Below are 15,675 nucleotides of genomic sequence, written 5' to 3'. Positions count from 1 at the left end.
GGGGTCGGGGGTCGGGGCGGCGGGTTCGTCGCCCGGTTCCGCGCCCGGCCGGGGCGTCCGGCCGTGCGGTGGGGGTGGTCGGTGGGAGGTGCGGGGGTCAGGTCCGGGGGGCGGCGGTGGAGGAGCGCACGACCAGTTCCGGGTGCCACCCGGTGGCGTCGGCCGCCACCGCCCGGTCCTCGATGCGGGCGACCAGCCGCTCGACCGCGGTGTGGACGTCGGTGTCGAAGTCCTGGCGGATGGTGGTCAACGGCGGGGTGAAGAACGCGGCCGAGGGCACGTCGTCGAAGCCGACGACGCTGAGGTCGCCGGGGACGTCCCGGCCCGCCTCCAGCTGGGCCCGGACCACGCCCAGCGCCATCTCGTCGTTGGCGGCGAAGACCGCGGTGACCTCGGGACGGCCCAGCACCGCGCGTCCGGCGGCGTACCCGGAGGCGGCCGTCCAGTCCCCCTGCAGCGGCGGGGGAACCTCGCGGCCGGTCTCGTGCAGCGCCTGGCGCCACCCGCGTTCGCGGTCGCGGGCGGCCCACCACGTCTGCGGTCCCCGCACGTGGTGCACCGTGCGGTGACCCAGGTCCAGCAGGTGCCGGGTGGCCAGGGCCGCGGCCGCGGCCCAGTCCTGGGTGGCGATCTCCACGTCCGTCCCCGACGCGGTCGTCAGGCGCCCGAGGCTGACCACGGGCACCTGCGACGTCAGCCGGAGCTGGGGCTGGTCGTCCACCGGTTCGGACAGGAGGATCCCGTCCACGCCTTGGGACAGCAGGGAACCGATGGCCGCGTCGACGCTGCCGGTCTCGCCCTGGGTGGTGGCGGCGAGGCTGACGGAGTAGCCCAGGTCGCGGGCGGCCCGTTCCAGGCCCACCAGCATCTGGGCCGGCCCGTACAGGGCCGAACCGAGCCACACCACGCCCAGGCGCCGGGTCCGCCCGCTGGTGAGGGCGCGGGCGGCGCTGTTGGGCCGGTAGCCGAGCTGCTCGGCGGCCCGCAGGACGCGTTCGCGGACCTCGGCGGAGACGTACGGCTCGTCGTTGAAGACCCGCGAGACCGTCTTCTGCGACACCCCGGCCAGCCGGGCCACCGTGCTCCCGGCGGGACGTCCGGAGGGGGGCAGCGTCGGAGGCACGGTGGTCACGGGGACCAGCATGGCGTTGCTCGTCACCTGCCCGCCTCCTTCGGTCTCCGCGGCGACAGCGCCGGGGTCTGACTGCGCTGTCAGAAAGGAGTGTCTACGTAGTCACAGGGGTCTGTCAACGTCCCTGAGCTTCCCCTCGGCGGGGACCGGCGGGCGGTGCCTGGCCCACCACCCAGCCGGCGGCGGCCGCCGCCGCGTGGGCCGCGGCCAGGACGCGGCGCTCGGGCCGGCCGAGCTCGGCCGCCAGCCGCGCCACGTCCTCGAACTCCGGCATCACCTGCTGCACGACCCCGTGCAGCAGACCCACCTTGACCGGTACCGCCGTCCCCTCCACGCGCACGTCGACCCAGTCGCGCTCCAGGGTCAGCCGCGTGCACTCGGTGCGCCGCACCCCCAGCGTCGACGTCGAGGCGACCACGAGCTCCTCCAGCTCCCCGGCCCGCCCGGGCGGGGACAGCACCGTCAGCACGTGGGCCGGGCGGCCCTTCTTGCCGAGCACCGGGACCAGCCACGCGTCGAAGGCCCCCGCGGCCAGGACCCGGGCCAGGACCCCCGGCCACAACCGCGGGTCCAGGTCGTCCACCGTCGCCTCCAGCTGGCAGGCCCGCGAGCGCCCCGCCCCCGCCGGTTCCCCCAGCACGACCCGGGTCACGTTCGGGCGCCCCGGCACGTCCCGCGTCCCGGCCCCCGACCCCCACGCCGCCACCGTCAGCTCGGGCAGGTCCTCGTCGGTCGTCGCGAGCGCCGCGAGGAGCGCCATCCCCGTCGGCGTCGTCAGCTCGCCCTCGCCGCCGGCGCGCACCCGGCGCCCGCGCGAGAGCGCCACCACCGCCGGCACCGGCACGGGGATCGCCCCGTGCGCGGCGCGGACCGTGCCCGACCCCAGCGCGACCGCGCCGGCGCTCGCGGACGTCACGCCGAGGTCGTGCAGCGCCGCGCACACCCCGACGACGTCGGCGACGGAGTCCAGCGCGCCGACCTCGTGGAAGTGGACGTCGTCCGCGGGCACGCCGTGCACGGCCCCCTCGGCGGTGGCCAGGGCCGCGAACACGGCGAGGGCGTCGCGGCGCACCGGGTCCGGCAGGTCGGCCGCGCCGAGCAGCGCCCGCACCGTCGTCCAGGTGCGGTGCGGCGGGTCCTCCTCGTGCAGGTCCACGTGGGCCTTCGTCGCGGCCAGCCCGGCCCGGCGCACGCGTTCGGTGCGCACGGACACCGCGTCGCCGACGACCGCGTGGACGGCCGCGCGGACGGCGTCGAGGTCGGCGCCGGCGTCCAGCAGCGCGCCGAGCAGCATGTCCCCGGCCACCCCGGCCGAGGCGTCGATCCAGGCGTGGGTCCGGGCGCGGGTCACGAGTCCCCCTGCGGTGCGGCGATCTGGGCGGCGAGGTGACCCGCGCCGTAGCCGTTGTCGATGTTCACGACGCTCACCCCCGGCGCGCAGGCGTTGAGCATCGTCAGCAGCGCGGCGATGCCGCCGAACGCCGCGCCGTAGCCCACCGACGTCGGCACCCCCACGACCGGCGCGGACGTCAGGCCCGCCACGACGCTCGGCAGCGCCCCGTCCATCCCGGCCGCCACGACGACGACGCGGGCCCGGCGCAGCAGGTCGACCCGCGCCAGGACCCGGTGCAGCCCGGCCACCCCGACGTCGACGACGAGGTCGCTGGCCCGGCCCAGGTAGCGCGCCGTCAGGTGCGCCTCGCGCGCCACCGGCAGGTCCGAGGTCCCCGCCGCCAGCACGACGACGAGCCCGCCGGTCGGCTCCGGCGGCGTCGGCGGCCAGGCCAGCAGCCCGCTGGCGGGGTCGTGGGCGGCGTCCGGCAGCGCCGCCAGGACCGCCGCGGCGTGCTCGGCGCCGGCGCGGGTGAACAAGGTCGTCACGTCCGGGCGCCCGCGCACGGCCGCGGCGATGCGCCCGACCTGCTCGGGCGTCTTGCCGGCGCAGAACACCGCCTCGGGGTAGCCGCGGCGCGCGGTCCGGTCCAGGTCGAGCTCGGCCACCCCCTGCAACGGGTCGGGATCACCCACGCGCCAGCACCTCCAGGGTGAACGCGCCGGACTGCACCCCGGCCAGGTCCAGCACGGCCCAGCGGAACCCGGCCGCCCGCACGGCGGTCCGCACCTGCTCGCGCAGCGGGTCCGAGGCCACCCGCACGAGGTCGGCCGCGGGCACCTCCAGCCGGGCGATGTCGCCGTGGTGGCGCACCCGCAGGTCGCCCAGGCCCAGGTCGTGCAGCGCCGCCTCGGCGGCCTCGACCTGGGCGAGCTTGGCCGGGGTGACCTCCTCGTGGTGGGGGATGCGCGAGGCCAGGCAGGGCGCGGCGGGCTTGTCCGCGCACGGCAGGTCCCAGGCGCGGGCCAGGGCGCGCACGGCCGCCTTGTCCAGCCCGGCGTCGGCCAGCGGGCGCAGCACCCGGTGCTGCGTGGCGGCCCGCGAGCCGGGGCGGTCCGGGCGGCGGGCGTCGTCGGCGTTCTCCCCGTAGGCGACCGCGTCGAGGCCGTGGGCGGTCACGACGTCCTCACCGATGCGGGTGAACAGCTCGTCCTTGCAGTGGAAGCAGCGGTCCGGGCCGTTGGCGCGGTAGGCGGGGTTGTCGCCCTCGTGGGTCTCGACCTCGACCAGCGCGGCCCCGACGACCGCCGCGACCCGGTGCGCCGCAGCGCGTTCGGCGGCCGGCAGGCTGGGGGAGACGCCGAGCACCGCGACGACGCGGGCGGCGCCCAGGGTGCGCACGGCGGCGGCCAGCACGACCGCGGAGTCGACCCCGCCGGAGAAGGCGACGCCGAGCCGGCCCACCCCCTCGAAGGCCCGCGCCAGCGCGGCGGGGACGGTGCTCTCCGGTGGGGCCGGCCTCACGGTTCCTCCTGGTTCACGCCTCGATCCTGCGGTGCGGCCCCCACCCGAGCACCACCACCCCCCGCGCGGCCAGCCGTTGCCAGCAGTTGGCTAGCGTCCGGGCATGGCGGGCGAGGGGGCGGAGGTGACGATCTACGACGTCGCCGCCGCCGCCGGGGTCTCGGCCTCCACCGTCTCGCGGGCCCTGACCAAACCCGGCCGGGTCAGCTGGCGGACCGCCGAGCACGTGCGCCGGGTCGCCACCGAGCTGGGTTACCGGTCCTCGCGGATGCAGGTCCCGCTCTCGACCCGGGGGTCCGGCGTCCTGGCCCTGGTCGTGGCCGACATCGGCAACCCGGTGTTCGTCGGCGTGGTCCGGGGGGCCGAGCGGGCCGCGGTCGCCCACGACCTGACGCTGGCCGTGGTGGAGACGCAGGAGTCCGAACGCGCCGAGGCGCAGGCCCTGGCCCGGCTGGAGGCCACCGTCGACGGTTTCGTGCTGGCCTCCTCGCGCCTGAGCGACCAGGAGATCCGGGCCGTCGCCAAGCGCAAACCCGTGGTCGTCCTCAACCGGTCGGTCCGGTCGGTGACGTCCGTCGTCAGCGACAACGCCCGCGCCGTGAAGAAGGCCGCCGAGCACCTCGTCGAACGGGGCCACACCTCGATCACCTACCTCGCCGGGCCGGAGGCCTCCCACGCCGACGGGACCCGCTGGCGGGGGTTGCAGGAGGCCGGGGTGGAGCTGGACCTGCGGATCGGGCGGGTGGGCCCGAACCTGCCGACGCTGCGGGGCGGGGCGGCGGCGGCGCAGGCGTGGGCCCGGCGGCCCTCGACGGCCGTGATCGCCTACAACGACCTCATGGCCATCGGTTTCCTGCGCGCGGTCACCGCCGGCGGCCGGCGGGTGCCCGAGGACGTGAGCGTCGTGGGGTTCGACGACATCGTCGACGCCGACCTCGTCCGCCCGGGCCTGACGACGATCGCCGCGCCCCTGGTCGACATGGGGTCGGCGGGGGTGGCCCACCTGGCGGCGGGCCGCCCCCGCGAGGGCGCCGACGCCGGGCCGGTCCGCCTGCCGGCCTGGCTGGTGGTGCGGGGGTCGACGGGCCCGGCGCCCACGGCCCGGACGGGGGTGCGGGTCAGGCGTTCCCGGGGGCCAGGTCCCGCAGCCGGGAGCTGACGAGGTCGACGAGGTCGCCGTCGTCCCCGAGGCCGGGGTCCAGCAGCGACAGCACGTCCCGCACGGGGTCCGCGGACGTCGCGGCGGCCACCGCAGGCTCCGCGGCCGGGTCGTCCACGGGCGTGCCCTCCCCGCGCAGGTGCCCGATCCAGGCCGCCACGGCCGTCGCGCACCCCCGCGGCAGCCGGTCCGCGGCCCGTTCGGCCCGCAGCGCGGGCACGACGCGCAGCGGCAGCTTCAGCGACCCGCCCGCCGCGATCTGGGCCAGCAGGTGCCGCACGCCGGGGTTGGCGTAGCGGTCCAGGAGCGCCTCGCGGTACCCGCGCAGGTCCCCGTCCGGGAACGGCAGGTGCCGGCACGCCTCGTCCCAGAACTCCTCCACCCAGGACCGGCACCGCGGGTCGGCGACGGCGTCGGCGATGGTGCGGTGCCCCAGCAGGCCCCCGGCGTAGGCCAGCAGCGAGTGGGACCCGTTGAGCAGCCACAGCTTGCGCTGCTCGTGCGCGGTGACGTCCTCGACGAACACCGCGCCCGCGCTCTCCCAGTCCGGGCGGCCCGCCGCGAACTCCCCGGCCACGACCCACTCCGAGAACGGTTCGGTGGGCACGGGGGACTCGTCGTGCCGGCCGGTGAGTTCCGCGACCCTCTCGACGACCTCCTCGGTCGTGGCCGGGGTGATCCGGTCGACCATCGAGGAGGCGAACTCGACGTTCTCCTGGACCCACCCGCGCACCCCGGGGTCGAGGAGGTCGGCGAACCGGGTCACGACGGCGGCGGTCACCGCGCCGTTGTGGGCGAGGTTGTCGCAGGACAGGACGGTGATCGGCCCCGCGCCGGCGGCCCGCCGGGCGGCGAGCCCGGCGGCCAGCCGCCCCGGGACGGTCGTCACGGGTGCGGTGGGGTCGGCGCGCAGCGCGTCGGCGTCGGCGCGCACCTCGGGGCGGTCCACGTCGAGCCCGCCGTCGGGGCCCAGCAGGTACGCGGCCTCGGTCACGGTGAGGGTCACGACGGCGACCTCGCTGCGGCGCAGCAGGTCCAGGAACTGCTCGTGGTCGGTGGCGGCGTAGGCCCGCGACAGCGACGTCACGACCTCGGGGTGGTCGCCGTCGGCCCCGCGAACCAGCAGCGTGTACAGCCCGTCCTGCCGGTTCAGCCTCTCGGCGGCGTCGGGCCGGCGGCCGGTGAAGGCCGCGATGCCCCACTGCGCGGCGTCGCCGGCGTGCGCGGTGTACCAGGCCTGGTGGGCCCGGTGGAAGTTCCCCAGCCCGAGGTGGACGATCCGGACGGGGGGTGCCGGGGTCTGCCGGCGCAGCGGCTCGATCGGCGGGGTGCTGCTCACAGCCGGAACGCCTTCCTCGGGTTGACGGTCACGATGTCGACGATGGTCTCGGTCGCCTCGTCCTCGGCCAGCCGGCCGTCGGCGACGAGCGTGGACAGGTACGCCGCGTCCAGGCGGCGGGCCATGTCGTGCCGGGCCGGGATCGAGCAGAACGCGCGGGTGTCGTCGATGAACCCCGACGTCTTGCCGAAACCGGCCGTCTCGGTCACCGCCGACCGGTGCCGGGTGGTGGCCTCGGGGGCGTCGAGGAACCACCAGGGCGCGCCCACCCAGACCGAGGGGTAGAAACCGGCCAGCGGGGCGATCTCGCGCGACAGGGTCGTCTCGTCGAGGGTGAACAGGACGAGCTGGAAACCTGGGTCGGTGCCGAAGTCCTGCAGCAGCGGCTGCAGGGCGCGGGTGAACTCCCCCGGCAGCGGGATGTCGGCCCCCACGTCGGCCCCGAACGCGCGCTGCGTCGGGCCGTGGTGGCTGCGGGCCACCCCCGGGTGCAGCGTCATCACCAGACCGTCCTCGGCGGACATCCGCGCCATCTCCCACACCAGGTGCCGGCGCAGCGCGGTCGCCTCCGCCGGCGGCAGGTCCCCCCGGCGGGCCCGGGCGTAGCACCCCGCGGCCTCGGCGGCCGGCAGGCGCTCGGCGCGGACGTCGGCGTGGCTGTGGTCGGCCGAGACGGCGCCGTGGGCGCGGAAGTGCCCGCGCCGCTGCCGCATCGCGTCGATGAACCCGTCGAGGTCGCCGGTGTCGGTGCCGGAGACCTCGGCGAGCCGGTCGGCGTGCCCCACCCAGCCCTGCGCCCCGACCTCCAGGTAGCGGTCGGGGCGGAACGTCGGCAGGACGCGCCCGGTCCACGTCGGGTCCGCGGCCAGGAACGCGTGCTCGGCGAGGTCGTCGCAGGGGTCGTCGGTCGTGGCCAGGACCTCCACGCCGAACCGCTCGAACAGCGCGCGGGGCCGGAACTGCGGCGTCTGCAGGGTCGCGGCGATCTGGTCGTAGATCTCGTCGGCCGTCTCGGCGCCGGGGCGGACGGTGATGCCGAACAGGTCGGCGAACTGCACCTGCAGCCAGTACCGCACGGGGGTCCCGCGGTAGACCGACCAGTGCTCGCACAACGTGCGGAACGCCGCGCGGGAGGCCTCCGGCGACAGCGGCCCCTGCCCCACGCCGAGGTGGGCCAGGTCGACGCCGTGGGCGTGCAGCAGCCGGGTGGCGTAGTGGTCGGGCGTCAGCAGCAGCGAGGTCGGGTCCTGGAACGGGGTGTCGCGCGCCAGCCAGCCCGCCGGCACGTGCCCGTGGGGGGAGATGACCGGCAGGTCCGCCACCACCGCGTGCAACCGCCGGGCCACGGCGCGCCGGGTCGGGTCGGGGGGCAGGAGCCGGTCGGAATCCAGCGGCAGCGACGTCATGGGCCCCACCGGACCCGAGCCCGGCCGCCGGGGGCCAGCAGTTGCCGTCAGTTGCCGCCGAACCCCGGTCCGCCTCGACTTCCCGTCGCCGGCGCACCACAGTCGGCGCATGGCAGCAGGCGAGGACGGCGCGTTCGGGACGGACCCCGGGGACCCCGGCAGGGCCGCCCGCCTCGGTGGCCCGGGGGAGCGGCTCGACCCCGAGGACGTGCGGCGCTTCGTCGTCGAGCAGGTCCGCGGGGTGGACCTGGACGGCGCCCGCGTGTGCGTCGTCGTGCCCGACGCCACCCGCAGCTGCCCGCTGCCGCTGCTGCTGCGCGCCGTCCACGAGGGGTTCGCCGGCCGGCCGCGCCGCGTCGACGTGGTCATCGCCCTGGGGACGCACCAGGGCATGGACGAGGGGCAGCTCGCCCGCCACCTCGGGTACGGGGCCGGGGAGCTGGCGGCGACCTACCCGGGCTGGACCGTGGTCAACCACGAGTCCGGGGACCCCGGGACCTTCACCTCCCTGGGCACGATCCCGGCCGCCCGGCTGGCCGAGCTCACCGGCGGCCTGCTGCCCGGCCCGGACGTCGACGTGCGGATCAACCGCCTGGTCGCCGAGGCCGACGTCGCCCTCGTCGTCGGGCCGGTGTTCCCGCACGAGGTCGTCGGGTTCTCCGGGGGCAACAAGTACTTCTTCCCCGGGGTCTCCGGGCAGGAGGTCATCGACGTCTCGCACTGGGTGGGGGCCCTCATCACCAGCGCGGCGATGATCGGCGCCCGCGGGGTGACGCCCGTGCGCGCGCTCATCAACGAGGCCGCCTCGATGGTGCCGGCCACGCGCCTGGCCCTGTGCCTGGTCGTCGCCTCGGGCACGGACGTGCTGCACGCCGCGGCCTTCGGGACGCCCGAGGACGCGTGGGCGGCCTGCGCGGAGGTGTCGGCGCAGACCCACGTCACGTACCTGGACCGGCCCTGGCGCCGGGTGCTGTCAGTGATCCCGGAGAAGTACGAGGACATCTGGACCGCGGCCAAGGGGTTCTACAAGCTTGAACCCGTCGTCGCCGACGGCGGGGAACTGGTCCTGTACGCCCCGCACATCACCCAGGTCTCGGTCATGCACCCGCACATCACGCGGATCGGTTACCACAACCGCGACTACTTCACCGGGCAGTGGGAACGGTTCCGCGACCAGCCGTGGGGGGACCTGGCGCACTCCACCCACCTGCGCGGTCAGGGCACGTGGGACCCCGAGCACGGCGAACGCAACCGGGTCACCGTGACGCTGGCCACCGGCATCCCGCGCGAGGTCGTGGAGAGCGTGAACCTGCGCTACCTCGACCCCGCGACGATCGACGTCGCCGCCTGGGCCGCCGACCCGGACACCTTCGTCGAACCGCACGCCGGGGAGGTCCTGTACCGGTTGCGGGACGGGGCCCCCGCCGGCGCGGTCGCCGCCGCGCCCGGTGAGGCCGACGGCCGGGAACCCTCACCCGAGGGCGCCGACGAGTGAACGGCCCCGACCGGGCCCCAGACCACCCGAACACCCAGGAGAGGAAACCATGAGCAGCACTGTGCGGCTCGGTGTCATCGGCCTCGGCACGCAGGGCGGGACCTACGCCCGCTTCGTGTCCGAGGGCCGGGTCCCGGGCATGACGCTGGGCGCCGTCGCGGACACGGACCCGGCCGGGGCCGAGCGCGCCGCGGCGGAGTTCGGTGACGTGCCCTTCTTCACCGACCACCTCGCGATGCTCGACAGCGGCACCGTGGACGCCGTCGTGACGTGCGTCCCGCACTACCAGCACCCGCAGATGGGGGTCGACGCCATCGAGCGCGGGATCCACGTCCTCGTGGAGAAACCGGCCGGGGTGCACTCGGCGCAGGTGAAGCGGCTCAACGCCGTCGCCGCGGCGCACCCCGACGTGACGTTCGGGGTGATGTTCAACCAGCGCAGCAACCCGCTGTACCGGCGCCTGAAGGAGATCGTCGAGGCCGGCGAGATCGGCCGCATCATCCGCTCGAACTGGATCATCACGACGTGGTGGCGGCCGCAGGGGTACTACGAGCAGAGCGCCTGGCGGGCCACGTGGGGCGGTGAGGGCGGTGGCGTCCTGGTCAACCAGGCCCCCCACCAGCTCGACCTGTGGCAGTGGATCTGCGGGGTCCCGCGGACGGTGTTCGCCAAGGTCGCCTACGGCCTGCAGCGCGACATCGCCGTCGAGGACGAGGTGACCGTGCTCGCCGACTTCGGCGGCGGGTCGACGGGGGTGTTCGTCACCGCCGTGCACGACCTCGTCGGCACCGACCGCCTGGAGATCCAGGGCGACGCCGGCAAGATCGTCGTGGAGGGCAGCAAGGTCGCCACCGTCACCCGGTTCTCCAAGCCCGAGCGGGAGATCAGCGCCGGGATGGGGGCCGAGCAGGTCTCCCAGCTGTTCCGCGGTCAGCTGGACACCGCCGAGCTGTACACCACCGAGACGATCGAGTTCCCCTCCGCCTGGGGTGAGCAGCACGTCGCCGTCCTGGCGAACTTCGCGGCGGCGGTCCGGGGCGAGGAGGAACTCATCGCCCCCGGGGCCGAGGGCCTGCTCGGCGTGCGGCTGGCCAACGCCGTGCACCTGTCGAGCTGGACCGGTCAGGAGGTCGGTCTCGACTTCGACGACGAGCAGTACCTCGAACTGCTCAACCAGCGCATCGCCGACGAGGCGCTGTTCCCGCAGCGGCAGGGGGACGAGTGATGGCCCGCATCGGTGTGCAGGCGATGATGCTGCGCGAGAGCGTGGCCGAGCACGGGGCGTTCGAGACGCTCCGCCGGGTGCGCGAGATCGGGTACCGCGCCGTGGAGGTCTCCCAGATCCCCATGACCGGGGAGAACGTCGCGGAACTGGCGCGGGCCCGGGACGAGCTGGGGGTGGAGTTCGCGGCGCTGTCCGCCAACCTCACCGGGGGCCCGGGGGCCCCGAACGACGCGCTGGAGGGCGACTTCGACAAGATCGTCGCCGACTGCGACCGGCTCGGGGCGCAGATGGTCCGGATCGGCATGCTGCCGTTCGAGGCGATGACGCAGCTGGACCGGGTGCTGGACTTCTGCGACCGCACGAACGAGGTGGCGCTGCGGTTGCGCGAGCACGGGATCCGGCTCTACTACCACAACCACCACATCGAGTTCACGAAGTTCGACGGCCGGTTCATGCTCGACGTCATCGCCGAGCGCGCCCCGGACGTGGGCCTCGAACTCGACGTGCACTGGTTGCAGCGCGGGGGCGTGAACCCCGTGGCGGTCATCGGGCAGTACGCCGGCCGGGTGCGGATGGTCCACCTCAAGGACTACCGGATCGGCCGGCTGGACCCCTCGGCGTTCGAGGCGCTGCAGCGCGGGGACCGCGAGGGTTTCCAGCGGGCGTTCTCCGACGTCGTGCAGTTCGCCGAGGTCGGCGAGGGCAACCTCGACTTCGGCGCGATCGTCCCGGCCGCTCTCGAGGCCGGAGCGGAACACCTGCTGGTGGAGCAGGACCAGCTCTACGGGCGCACGGTGTGGGAGGCGTTGCGGACGTCCCACGACAACCTCGTCGCGATGGGGTTCGGCGACCTGTTCTGAGCTCGTCGCGGGACGTCCGGCGCCGCGGGGTCCGTCCTCGTCGTCAGTCCTCGTCGCTGACGAGGCGGACGTCCTGCCGGACGTTGCCGCGGGTGGCGCGGCTGTAGGGGCAGGTCTGGTGCGCGGCGTCGAGCAGGCCGCGCGCCACCTGCTCGTCCACGCCGGGCAGCTGGGCCTCGATCGTGACGGCGAGGTCGATCCCCTGGGACAGGCCGCCGGTGACGCCGACGGTCACGGACACGGCCGAGTCGGTGACGTCGACCTTCTGCGCGCGGGCGATGGCCTTCAGGGCGCTGTGGAAGCAGGCGGCGTACCCGGCGGCGAACAGCTGCTCGGGGTTGGTGCCGGGGCCGTCGTCACCGCCCATGCCCCGGGGGATCGACAGGCTGAGGTCGACGCGGTCGTCGGAGGAGCTGACACGTCCGTCGCGCCCGCCCCAGGCCGTCGCGGTGGCTTCGTACAGGGTCGACATGCTGGTCCCTTCCATTCGTGTACCGGTCTGGTACACGAATAGGATGCACCCGTGACCCACGAGCCAGCCACCCGGCCCGCCCGGGGCCGCCCCCGGGACCGGGGGATCGACACCCGCGTCCTGGCCGCGGCCGTGGCCGAGCTGGCCGAGAAGGGCGTGGCGGGGTTCAGCACCCGGGGGGTCGCCGCACGCGCCGGGGTGGACCGGCGCGGCGTGCACGCCCGCTGGGCCGTGCCCGAGGACCTCGTGGTCGACGCCCTCGCCACCCTCACGGCCAACCTCAACCCCCCGCTGACCGGAACGCTGCGCAGCGACCTCGACGCCCTGGTGCCGGACATCGCCCGGGCGCTGTCGGGGGACCGGCGCCGGGTCCTGCAGCGGTGCCTGGACGAGGTCGCCGACGCGCCCGCCGTCACCGAGCGGTTCCGCCGCGACCACGTCGACCGGTGCGCCGCGGTCCTGGAGGACGCGTTCCACCGCGCCGCGGCGCGCGGGGAACTCGCCCCCGCCACGACGCCCGCGCAGGCCACCGAGGTCCTCATGGGCTCCCTGCTCCTGCGGGCCCTGACCGTCGGTGACGAGGCCGTGCGGGGGCAGGCCCTGCACGAGGTGGTCGAGCACGTCCTCGCCCTCACCTCGGTCCCGGCCGGCCGGCCGGAGGACGACCACCGGCGGCGCCGCTGACGCCGCCGGTGGCCGTCCCCGTGGCGCCCCGGCGGCCGGCGTGCTGGAATCCCCCTGCCCGCGAGTTCCCAGGAGGGGTGTCGTGTCCGGACCGGCCCACACCGGTGAGCCCGCTCTCCACCAGAGCGGGGTCGCCGCGCGCCTGAACTGGTTGCGGGCCGGGGTGCTGGGGGCCAACGACGGGATCGTGTCGGTCGCGGGGCTGGTCGTGGGGGTGGCCGGTGCCACGACGGACCGGACGGTGCTCTGGACGGCCGGGGTCGCCGGGCTGGTCGCGGGGGCGTTGTCGATGGCGGCCGGTGAGTACGTGTCGGTGTCGACCCAGCGCGACACCCAGCAGGCGTTGCTGGCCACCGAGCGCCGGGAGCTGGAGGAGATGCCCGAGGAGGAACTGGCGGAGCTGGCCGGGCTGTACGTCCGCAAGGGGCTCTCGCCCGGCCTCGCGGCCCGGGTCGCCCGGGAACTCACCGAGCACGACGGTCTGCGGGCCCACGCCGACGTGGAACTGGGGATCGACCCCGACGAGGTCGTCAGTCCCTGGCAGGCGGCGTTCGCCTCGGCCGCCGCGTTCACCCTCGGGGCGCTCGTCCCGCTGCTCGCCGTCCTGCTGACGCCCGTGGCGGCCCGCGTCCCGGCGTGCTTCGCCGCGGTCGTGCTGGCCCTGGCGCTGACCGGCGCCTCCAGCGCGCACCTGGGCGGGGCCGCACGCCCCCGGGCGGTCGCCCGCACGATCGCCGGCGGGGCCGTGGCGATGGCGGTCACCTACGGCGTGGGTGCCCTCGTCGGCACGCGGGTCTGACCCCGGCCGGGCTCACCGCGCCCGGGTCGTGGCGGACACCTGGTCCTGCCAGACCGCCCGGGCCCCCGAGTCGCCGACCCGGTAGACCTGCACGCCCGAGGCGACGGCGGCCACGACCGCCAGGACGGCGAGGACCCCCAGGCCCTTCACCGGCCGCCGGGCGTCCGGCCGCCGGGCGTCCGGCCGCCGGGGGCCCGGTTCCGCGCGCCGTCGCGCCCACCACAGGGCGACGGCGAGGAGCGTCATCGGCAGGGAGAACCACAGGAGCTGGTCGCCGAGCTCGGCGTGGACGCCCGGGTCCCCGACGCGGTGCTCCAGCGCCTCGCCGCTGCCGGTCGCCACCGGGCACAAGGCGGTGCCGACGACGGCGACGAGCGCGTTCAGCCCGCCGTAGCGGGCTCCCCACCGCGGGCGGACGGCGACGGCGACGGTGCCCAGCACGGCCAGGGGGAGCAGGACGACGACGGCGTGGACGACGAGGGGGTGCAGGGGCAGGCCGCTGATCGTGTCGAGCATGGGACGTCCTCTCGCGGGGGGCCGTGCCGGAGGTGGGTGGTGGTCCACACTGGTGCCCGGACGCGGCCCGCCGCTGGACCGGCAGCGGGCGACGGTGGGTACCTGGCTACTACTGAGGCGATAGTAGCTGCTGGGTCCGGACGGAGGGGTGGATCGTGGCGAGGCGGTCTCGCGGACTCCTGGAGGAGCAGACCCTGGCGGTCGTGCGCGCCGCTGCGGGGCCGGTGTCGGTGGCCGACGTCGTCGAGCTCCTCGAGGGTGCCCCGGCCTACACCACCGTCATGACGACCCTGGCGCGGTTGTGCACCAAGGGGGTGCTGGTCCGGGAACCGCGCGGGCGGGGTTTCGCCTACGCACCGGCGACGAGCCCGGAGGAGACGCCCGCGGCGCGGACCGCCCGCAGCATGCGCCGGTTGCTCGACGCCGAAGGCCGGCGCACGGACGTCCTGGCCCGCTTCGTCGCCGAGCTCGACCCCGCCGACGAGGAGTACCTCCTGTCCGTCCTGCGCCGGCCCCCGGCCGACCCTCCCCGGCCGGGGAGCTGAGCGCCGTGCTCCACGTCCCCGACGCCCTCGACGTCCTGGTGCCCTCGGCGCTGGCCGGGACCGTGCTGCTGCGCGCGGGGGCGGCGCGGGCGGCGGTCACCGCCTGCCCGGCCCGGGCCGTCCGGCTGCTCGGCACCGCCGCCGCGGCGGCGACCCTCGCGGCGGCCACGGCGGTGGTGGCCGTGGTGGTCGTCCTCCTGGCCCGGCTGCCGGTCGTCTCCGCGTGGGGCCGCTGGTCCACCGCGGCCCTGCCCGAACCGCGGGTGTCGTGGGTGTGGTCGGTCCCGGTGGCGCTGGCGCTGCTCGCGACGTCCGTGGCGCTGGTGCGCCACGTCGTCCTGGCGCTGCGGCAGTTGTGGGCGGCGGACACCCTCGGCCGGGCGTTGGGGGCCTCCCGGACCTCGCCCGGGTGGGTCGTCGTGGAGGACCCGAGACCGGACGCCTTCGCGCTCCCGGCGTTCCCGCTGCCGCGCCGCCTGCGCGCCCGGGGGTCGGCCACGGCCCGGGCCGGGTCCACCGGTCGTGTCGTCGTGTCCCACGGGATGCTGCGGGCCCTGACCCCCGACCAGCAGCGGGTCCTGCTCGAGCACGAACGGTCGCACCTGGAACACCGTCACCACCTATGGGTCCAGCTGGGCGAACTCGTCGCGGTGGTGAACCCCCTCCTGAGCGGGGTGCCCGGGTGGGTCCGGGACGCCGCCGAACGCCAGGCCGACCTCGACGCCGCCGAACGGGTCGGGGACCGGACCCTGACGGCGCAGGCCATCGCCGCGGCGGCGCTCGCCAGGTCCCGGACACCGCCCGCACCGGCCCGGGGACGACCCGGACTGCACGCCACCGGTGGGGACGTCGCCCGGCGGGTGGAGTTCCTGCTCCGGACGGGGACGCGGGGTCCCTCCGGCCGGGGGAGCGTCGTCGTGCTGTGGGCGGTGGTCGGGCTCTCGCTGCTCACCGGAGCCGGGACGCTCTACAGCCTCGGTGATCGCCTGCAGCAGGCCCGGGTGGAGAGCGTGACGCAGGTCTCGGACACCACCGCCGACGGGGGGACCACGGCACCGGGACCCGCCGGTCGGTGACCGCCGCCGTCCGGGGGACCCGACCCCGGCCGCCCGACCGGGACGGGGACGCCACCCGGCTCACCGACCGACGTCGCGCCGCGCCCCGGTCCGGCGGGGTGAGACCGGGG

The 15,675-nt window shown here is 76.0% G+C and carries 16 protein-coding genes; 8 read left to right on the top strand and 8 right to left on the bottom strand.

Features of this window, described 5'->3' with window-relative positions:
- Window positions 1-97 precede the first annotated feature (97 nt).
- The 4 genes from AB2L27_RS11605 to larE form a co-directional block, all read right to left on the bottom strand.
- The gene (locus tag AB2L27_RS11605) at window positions 98-1,159 is read right to left on the bottom strand and encodes a LacI family DNA-binding transcriptional regulator (protein WP_370441626.1); all 1,062 of its coding nucleotides are present in this window, start codon (window positions 1,157-1,159) and stop codon (window positions 98-100) included.
- An 88-nt stretch (window positions 1,160-1,247) separates the two neighbouring features.
- Window positions 1,248-2,483, bottom strand: a complete 1,236-nt coding sequence (gene larC / locus AB2L27_RS11600) for a nickel pincer cofactor biosynthesis protein LarC (RefSeq protein WP_370441625.1) — start codon at window positions 2,481-2,483, stop codon at window positions 1,248-1,250.
- The gene (gene larB / locus AB2L27_RS11595) at window positions 2,480-3,160 is read right to left on the bottom strand and encodes a nickel pincer cofactor biosynthesis protein LarB (protein WP_370441624.1); all 681 of its coding nucleotides are present in this window, start codon (window positions 3,158-3,160) and stop codon (window positions 2,480-2,482) included. The genes larC and larB overlap by 4 nt, the downstream gene beginning before the upstream one ends.
- Window positions 3,153-3,989, bottom strand: coding sequence for an ATP-dependent sacrificial sulfur transferase LarE (larE, locus tag AB2L27_RS11590; protein ID WP_370441623.1), 837 nt, complete (start codon window positions 3,987-3,989; stop codon window positions 3,153-3,155). Before larE ends, larB begins: the two co-directional genes overlap by 8 nt.
- A 103-nt stretch (window positions 3,990-4,092) precedes the next feature.
- Here larE and AB2L27_RS11585 point away from each other — a divergent pair, with 103 nt between their 5' ends.
- Window positions 4,093-5,148 carry a LacI family DNA-binding transcriptional regulator gene (locus AB2L27_RS11585; RefSeq protein ID WP_370441622.1) on the top strand — a complete coding sequence of 352 codons (1,056 nt, stop codon included), beginning with the start codon at window positions 4,093-4,095 and terminating at the stop codon, window positions 5,146-5,148.
- On the opposite strand, the gene AB2L27_RS11580 is transcribed toward AB2L27_RS11585, so the two are convergent.
- Together AB2L27_RS11580 and uxaC are read right to left on the bottom strand one after the other, a co-directional pair.
- Window positions 5,108-6,487 (bottom strand): mannitol dehydrogenase family protein, encoded by a 1,380-nt coding sequence (locus tag AB2L27_RS11580; protein WP_370441621.1) that lies wholly within the window; start codon window positions 6,485-6,487, stop codon window positions 5,108-5,110. The genes AB2L27_RS11585 and AB2L27_RS11580 overlap by 41 nt on opposite strands.
- Window positions 6,484-7,893, bottom strand: a complete 1,410-nt coding sequence (gene uxaC, locus AB2L27_RS11575) for a glucuronate isomerase (RefSeq protein ID WP_370441620.1) — start codon at window positions 7,891-7,893, stop codon at window positions 6,484-6,486. Before uxaC ends, AB2L27_RS11580 begins: the two co-directional genes overlap by 4 nt.
- A gap of 109 nt (window positions 7,894-8,002) precedes the next feature.
- On the opposite strand from uxaC, the gene AB2L27_RS11570 reads away from it, so the two are divergent.
- Genes AB2L27_RS11570 through AB2L27_RS11560 form a run of 3 tightly spaced genes read left to right on the top strand, consistent with a single transcriptional unit; the run spans window position 8,003 to window position 11,473 of the window.
- Window positions 8,003-9,388: a lactate racemase domain-containing protein gene (locus AB2L27_RS11570; RefSeq protein ID WP_370441619.1), complete on the top strand. Its 1,386-nt coding sequence runs from the start codon at window positions 8,003-8,005 to the stop codon at window positions 9,386-9,388.
- Between the two features lie 49 nt (window positions 9,389-9,437).
- Window positions 9,438-10,613, top strand: a complete 1,176-nt coding sequence (locus AB2L27_RS11565; protein ID WP_370441618.1) for a Gfo/Idh/MocA family protein — start codon at window positions 9,438-9,440, stop codon at window positions 10,611-10,613.
- On the top strand, window positions 10,613-11,473 hold the full coding sequence (locus tag AB2L27_RS11560) for a sugar phosphate isomerase/epimerase family protein (protein ID WP_370441617.1): 861 nt from the start codon (window positions 10,613-10,615) through the stop codon (window positions 11,471-11,473). Before AB2L27_RS11565 ends, AB2L27_RS11560 begins: the two co-directional genes overlap by 1 nt.
- 43 nt (window positions 11,474-11,516) lie before the next feature.
- Here AB2L27_RS11560 and AB2L27_RS11555 read toward each other — a convergent pair whose 3' ends face one another.
- Entirely contained in the window at window positions 11,517-11,945 is a 429-nt protein-coding gene (locus tag AB2L27_RS11555) for an organic hydroperoxide resistance protein (protein WP_370441616.1), read from the bottom strand.
- 51 nt (window positions 11,946-11,996) lie between these two features.
- On the opposite strand from AB2L27_RS11555, the gene AB2L27_RS11550 reads away from it, so the two are divergent.
- Together AB2L27_RS11550 and AB2L27_RS11545 are read left to right on the top strand one after the other, a co-directional pair.
- A complete protein-coding gene (locus AB2L27_RS11550) occupies window positions 11,997-12,629 on the top strand; it encodes a TetR-like C-terminal domain-containing protein (protein ID WP_370441615.1) in 633 nt (210 codons plus the stop codon).
- Between the two features lie 82 nt (window positions 12,630-12,711).
- The gene (locus AB2L27_RS11545) at window positions 12,712-13,428 is read left to right on the top strand and encodes a VIT1/CCC1 transporter family protein (protein WP_370441614.1); all 717 of its coding nucleotides are present in this window, start codon (window positions 12,712-12,714) and stop codon (window positions 13,426-13,428) included.
- A gap of 12 nt (window positions 13,429-13,440) precedes the next feature.
- Here the strand turns inward: AB2L27_RS11545 and AB2L27_RS11540 are convergent, their stop codons facing one another.
- Window positions 13,441-13,944, bottom strand: coding sequence for a DUF2231 domain-containing protein (locus tag AB2L27_RS11540; RefSeq protein ID WP_370441613.1), 504 nt, complete (start codon window positions 13,942-13,944; stop codon window positions 13,441-13,443).
- Between the two features lie 155 nt (window positions 13,945-14,099).
- Between AB2L27_RS11540 and AB2L27_RS11535 the strand changes: the two genes are divergently transcribed.
- Both AB2L27_RS11535 and AB2L27_RS11530 read left to right on the top strand, forming a co-directional pair.
- Window positions 14,100-14,489 (top strand): BlaI/MecI/CopY family transcriptional regulator, encoded by a 390-nt coding sequence (locus AB2L27_RS11535; RefSeq protein WP_370441612.1) that lies wholly within the window; start codon window positions 14,100-14,102, stop codon window positions 14,487-14,489.
- A gap of 5 nt (window positions 14,490-14,494) precedes the next feature.
- Window positions 14,495-15,565, top strand: a complete 1,071-nt coding sequence (locus tag AB2L27_RS11530; protein ID WP_370441611.1) for a M56 family metallopeptidase — start codon at window positions 14,495-14,497, stop codon at window positions 15,563-15,565.
- Window positions 15,566-15,675: the final 110 nt, after the last annotated feature.

It is taken from the genome of Kineococcus halophytocola (assembly GCF_041276425.1).
Classification (GTDB): Bacteria; Actinomycetota; Actinomycetes; order Actinomycetales; family Kineococcaceae; genus Kineococcus; species Kineococcus halophytocola.
This window is presented reverse-complemented; position numbering and strand designations above follow the sequence as displayed.

Bases quoted from the DNA above. Each gene is read 5' to 3' on its own strand.
- AB2L27_RS11585 (WP_370441622.1), top strand. From the start codon at position 4,093: ATGGCGGGCGAGGGGGCGGAGGTGACGATCTACGACGTCGCCGCCGCC.
- uxaC (WP_370441620.1), bottom strand. From the start codon at position 7,893: ATGACGTCGCTGCCGCTGGATTCCGACCGGCTCCTGCCCCCCGACCCG.
- AB2L27_RS11570 (WP_370441619.1), top strand. From the start codon at position 8,003: ATGGCAGCAGGCGAGGACGGCGCGTTCGGGACGGACCCCGGGGACCCC.
- AB2L27_RS11565 (WP_370441618.1), top strand. From the start codon at position 9,438: ATGAGCAGCACTGTGCGGCTCGGTGTCATCGGCCTCGGCACGCAGGGC.
- AB2L27_RS11560 (WP_370441617.1), top strand. From the start codon at position 10,613: ATGGCCCGCATCGGTGTGCAGGCGATGATGCTGCGCGAGAGCGTGGCC.
- AB2L27_RS11555 (WP_370441616.1), bottom strand. From the start codon at position 11,945: ATGTCGACCCTGTACGAAGCCACCGCGACGGCCTGGGGCGGGCGCGAC.
- AB2L27_RS11540 (WP_370441613.1), bottom strand. From the start codon at position 13,944: ATGCTCGACACGATCAGCGGCCTGCCCCTGCACCCCCTCGTCGTCCAC.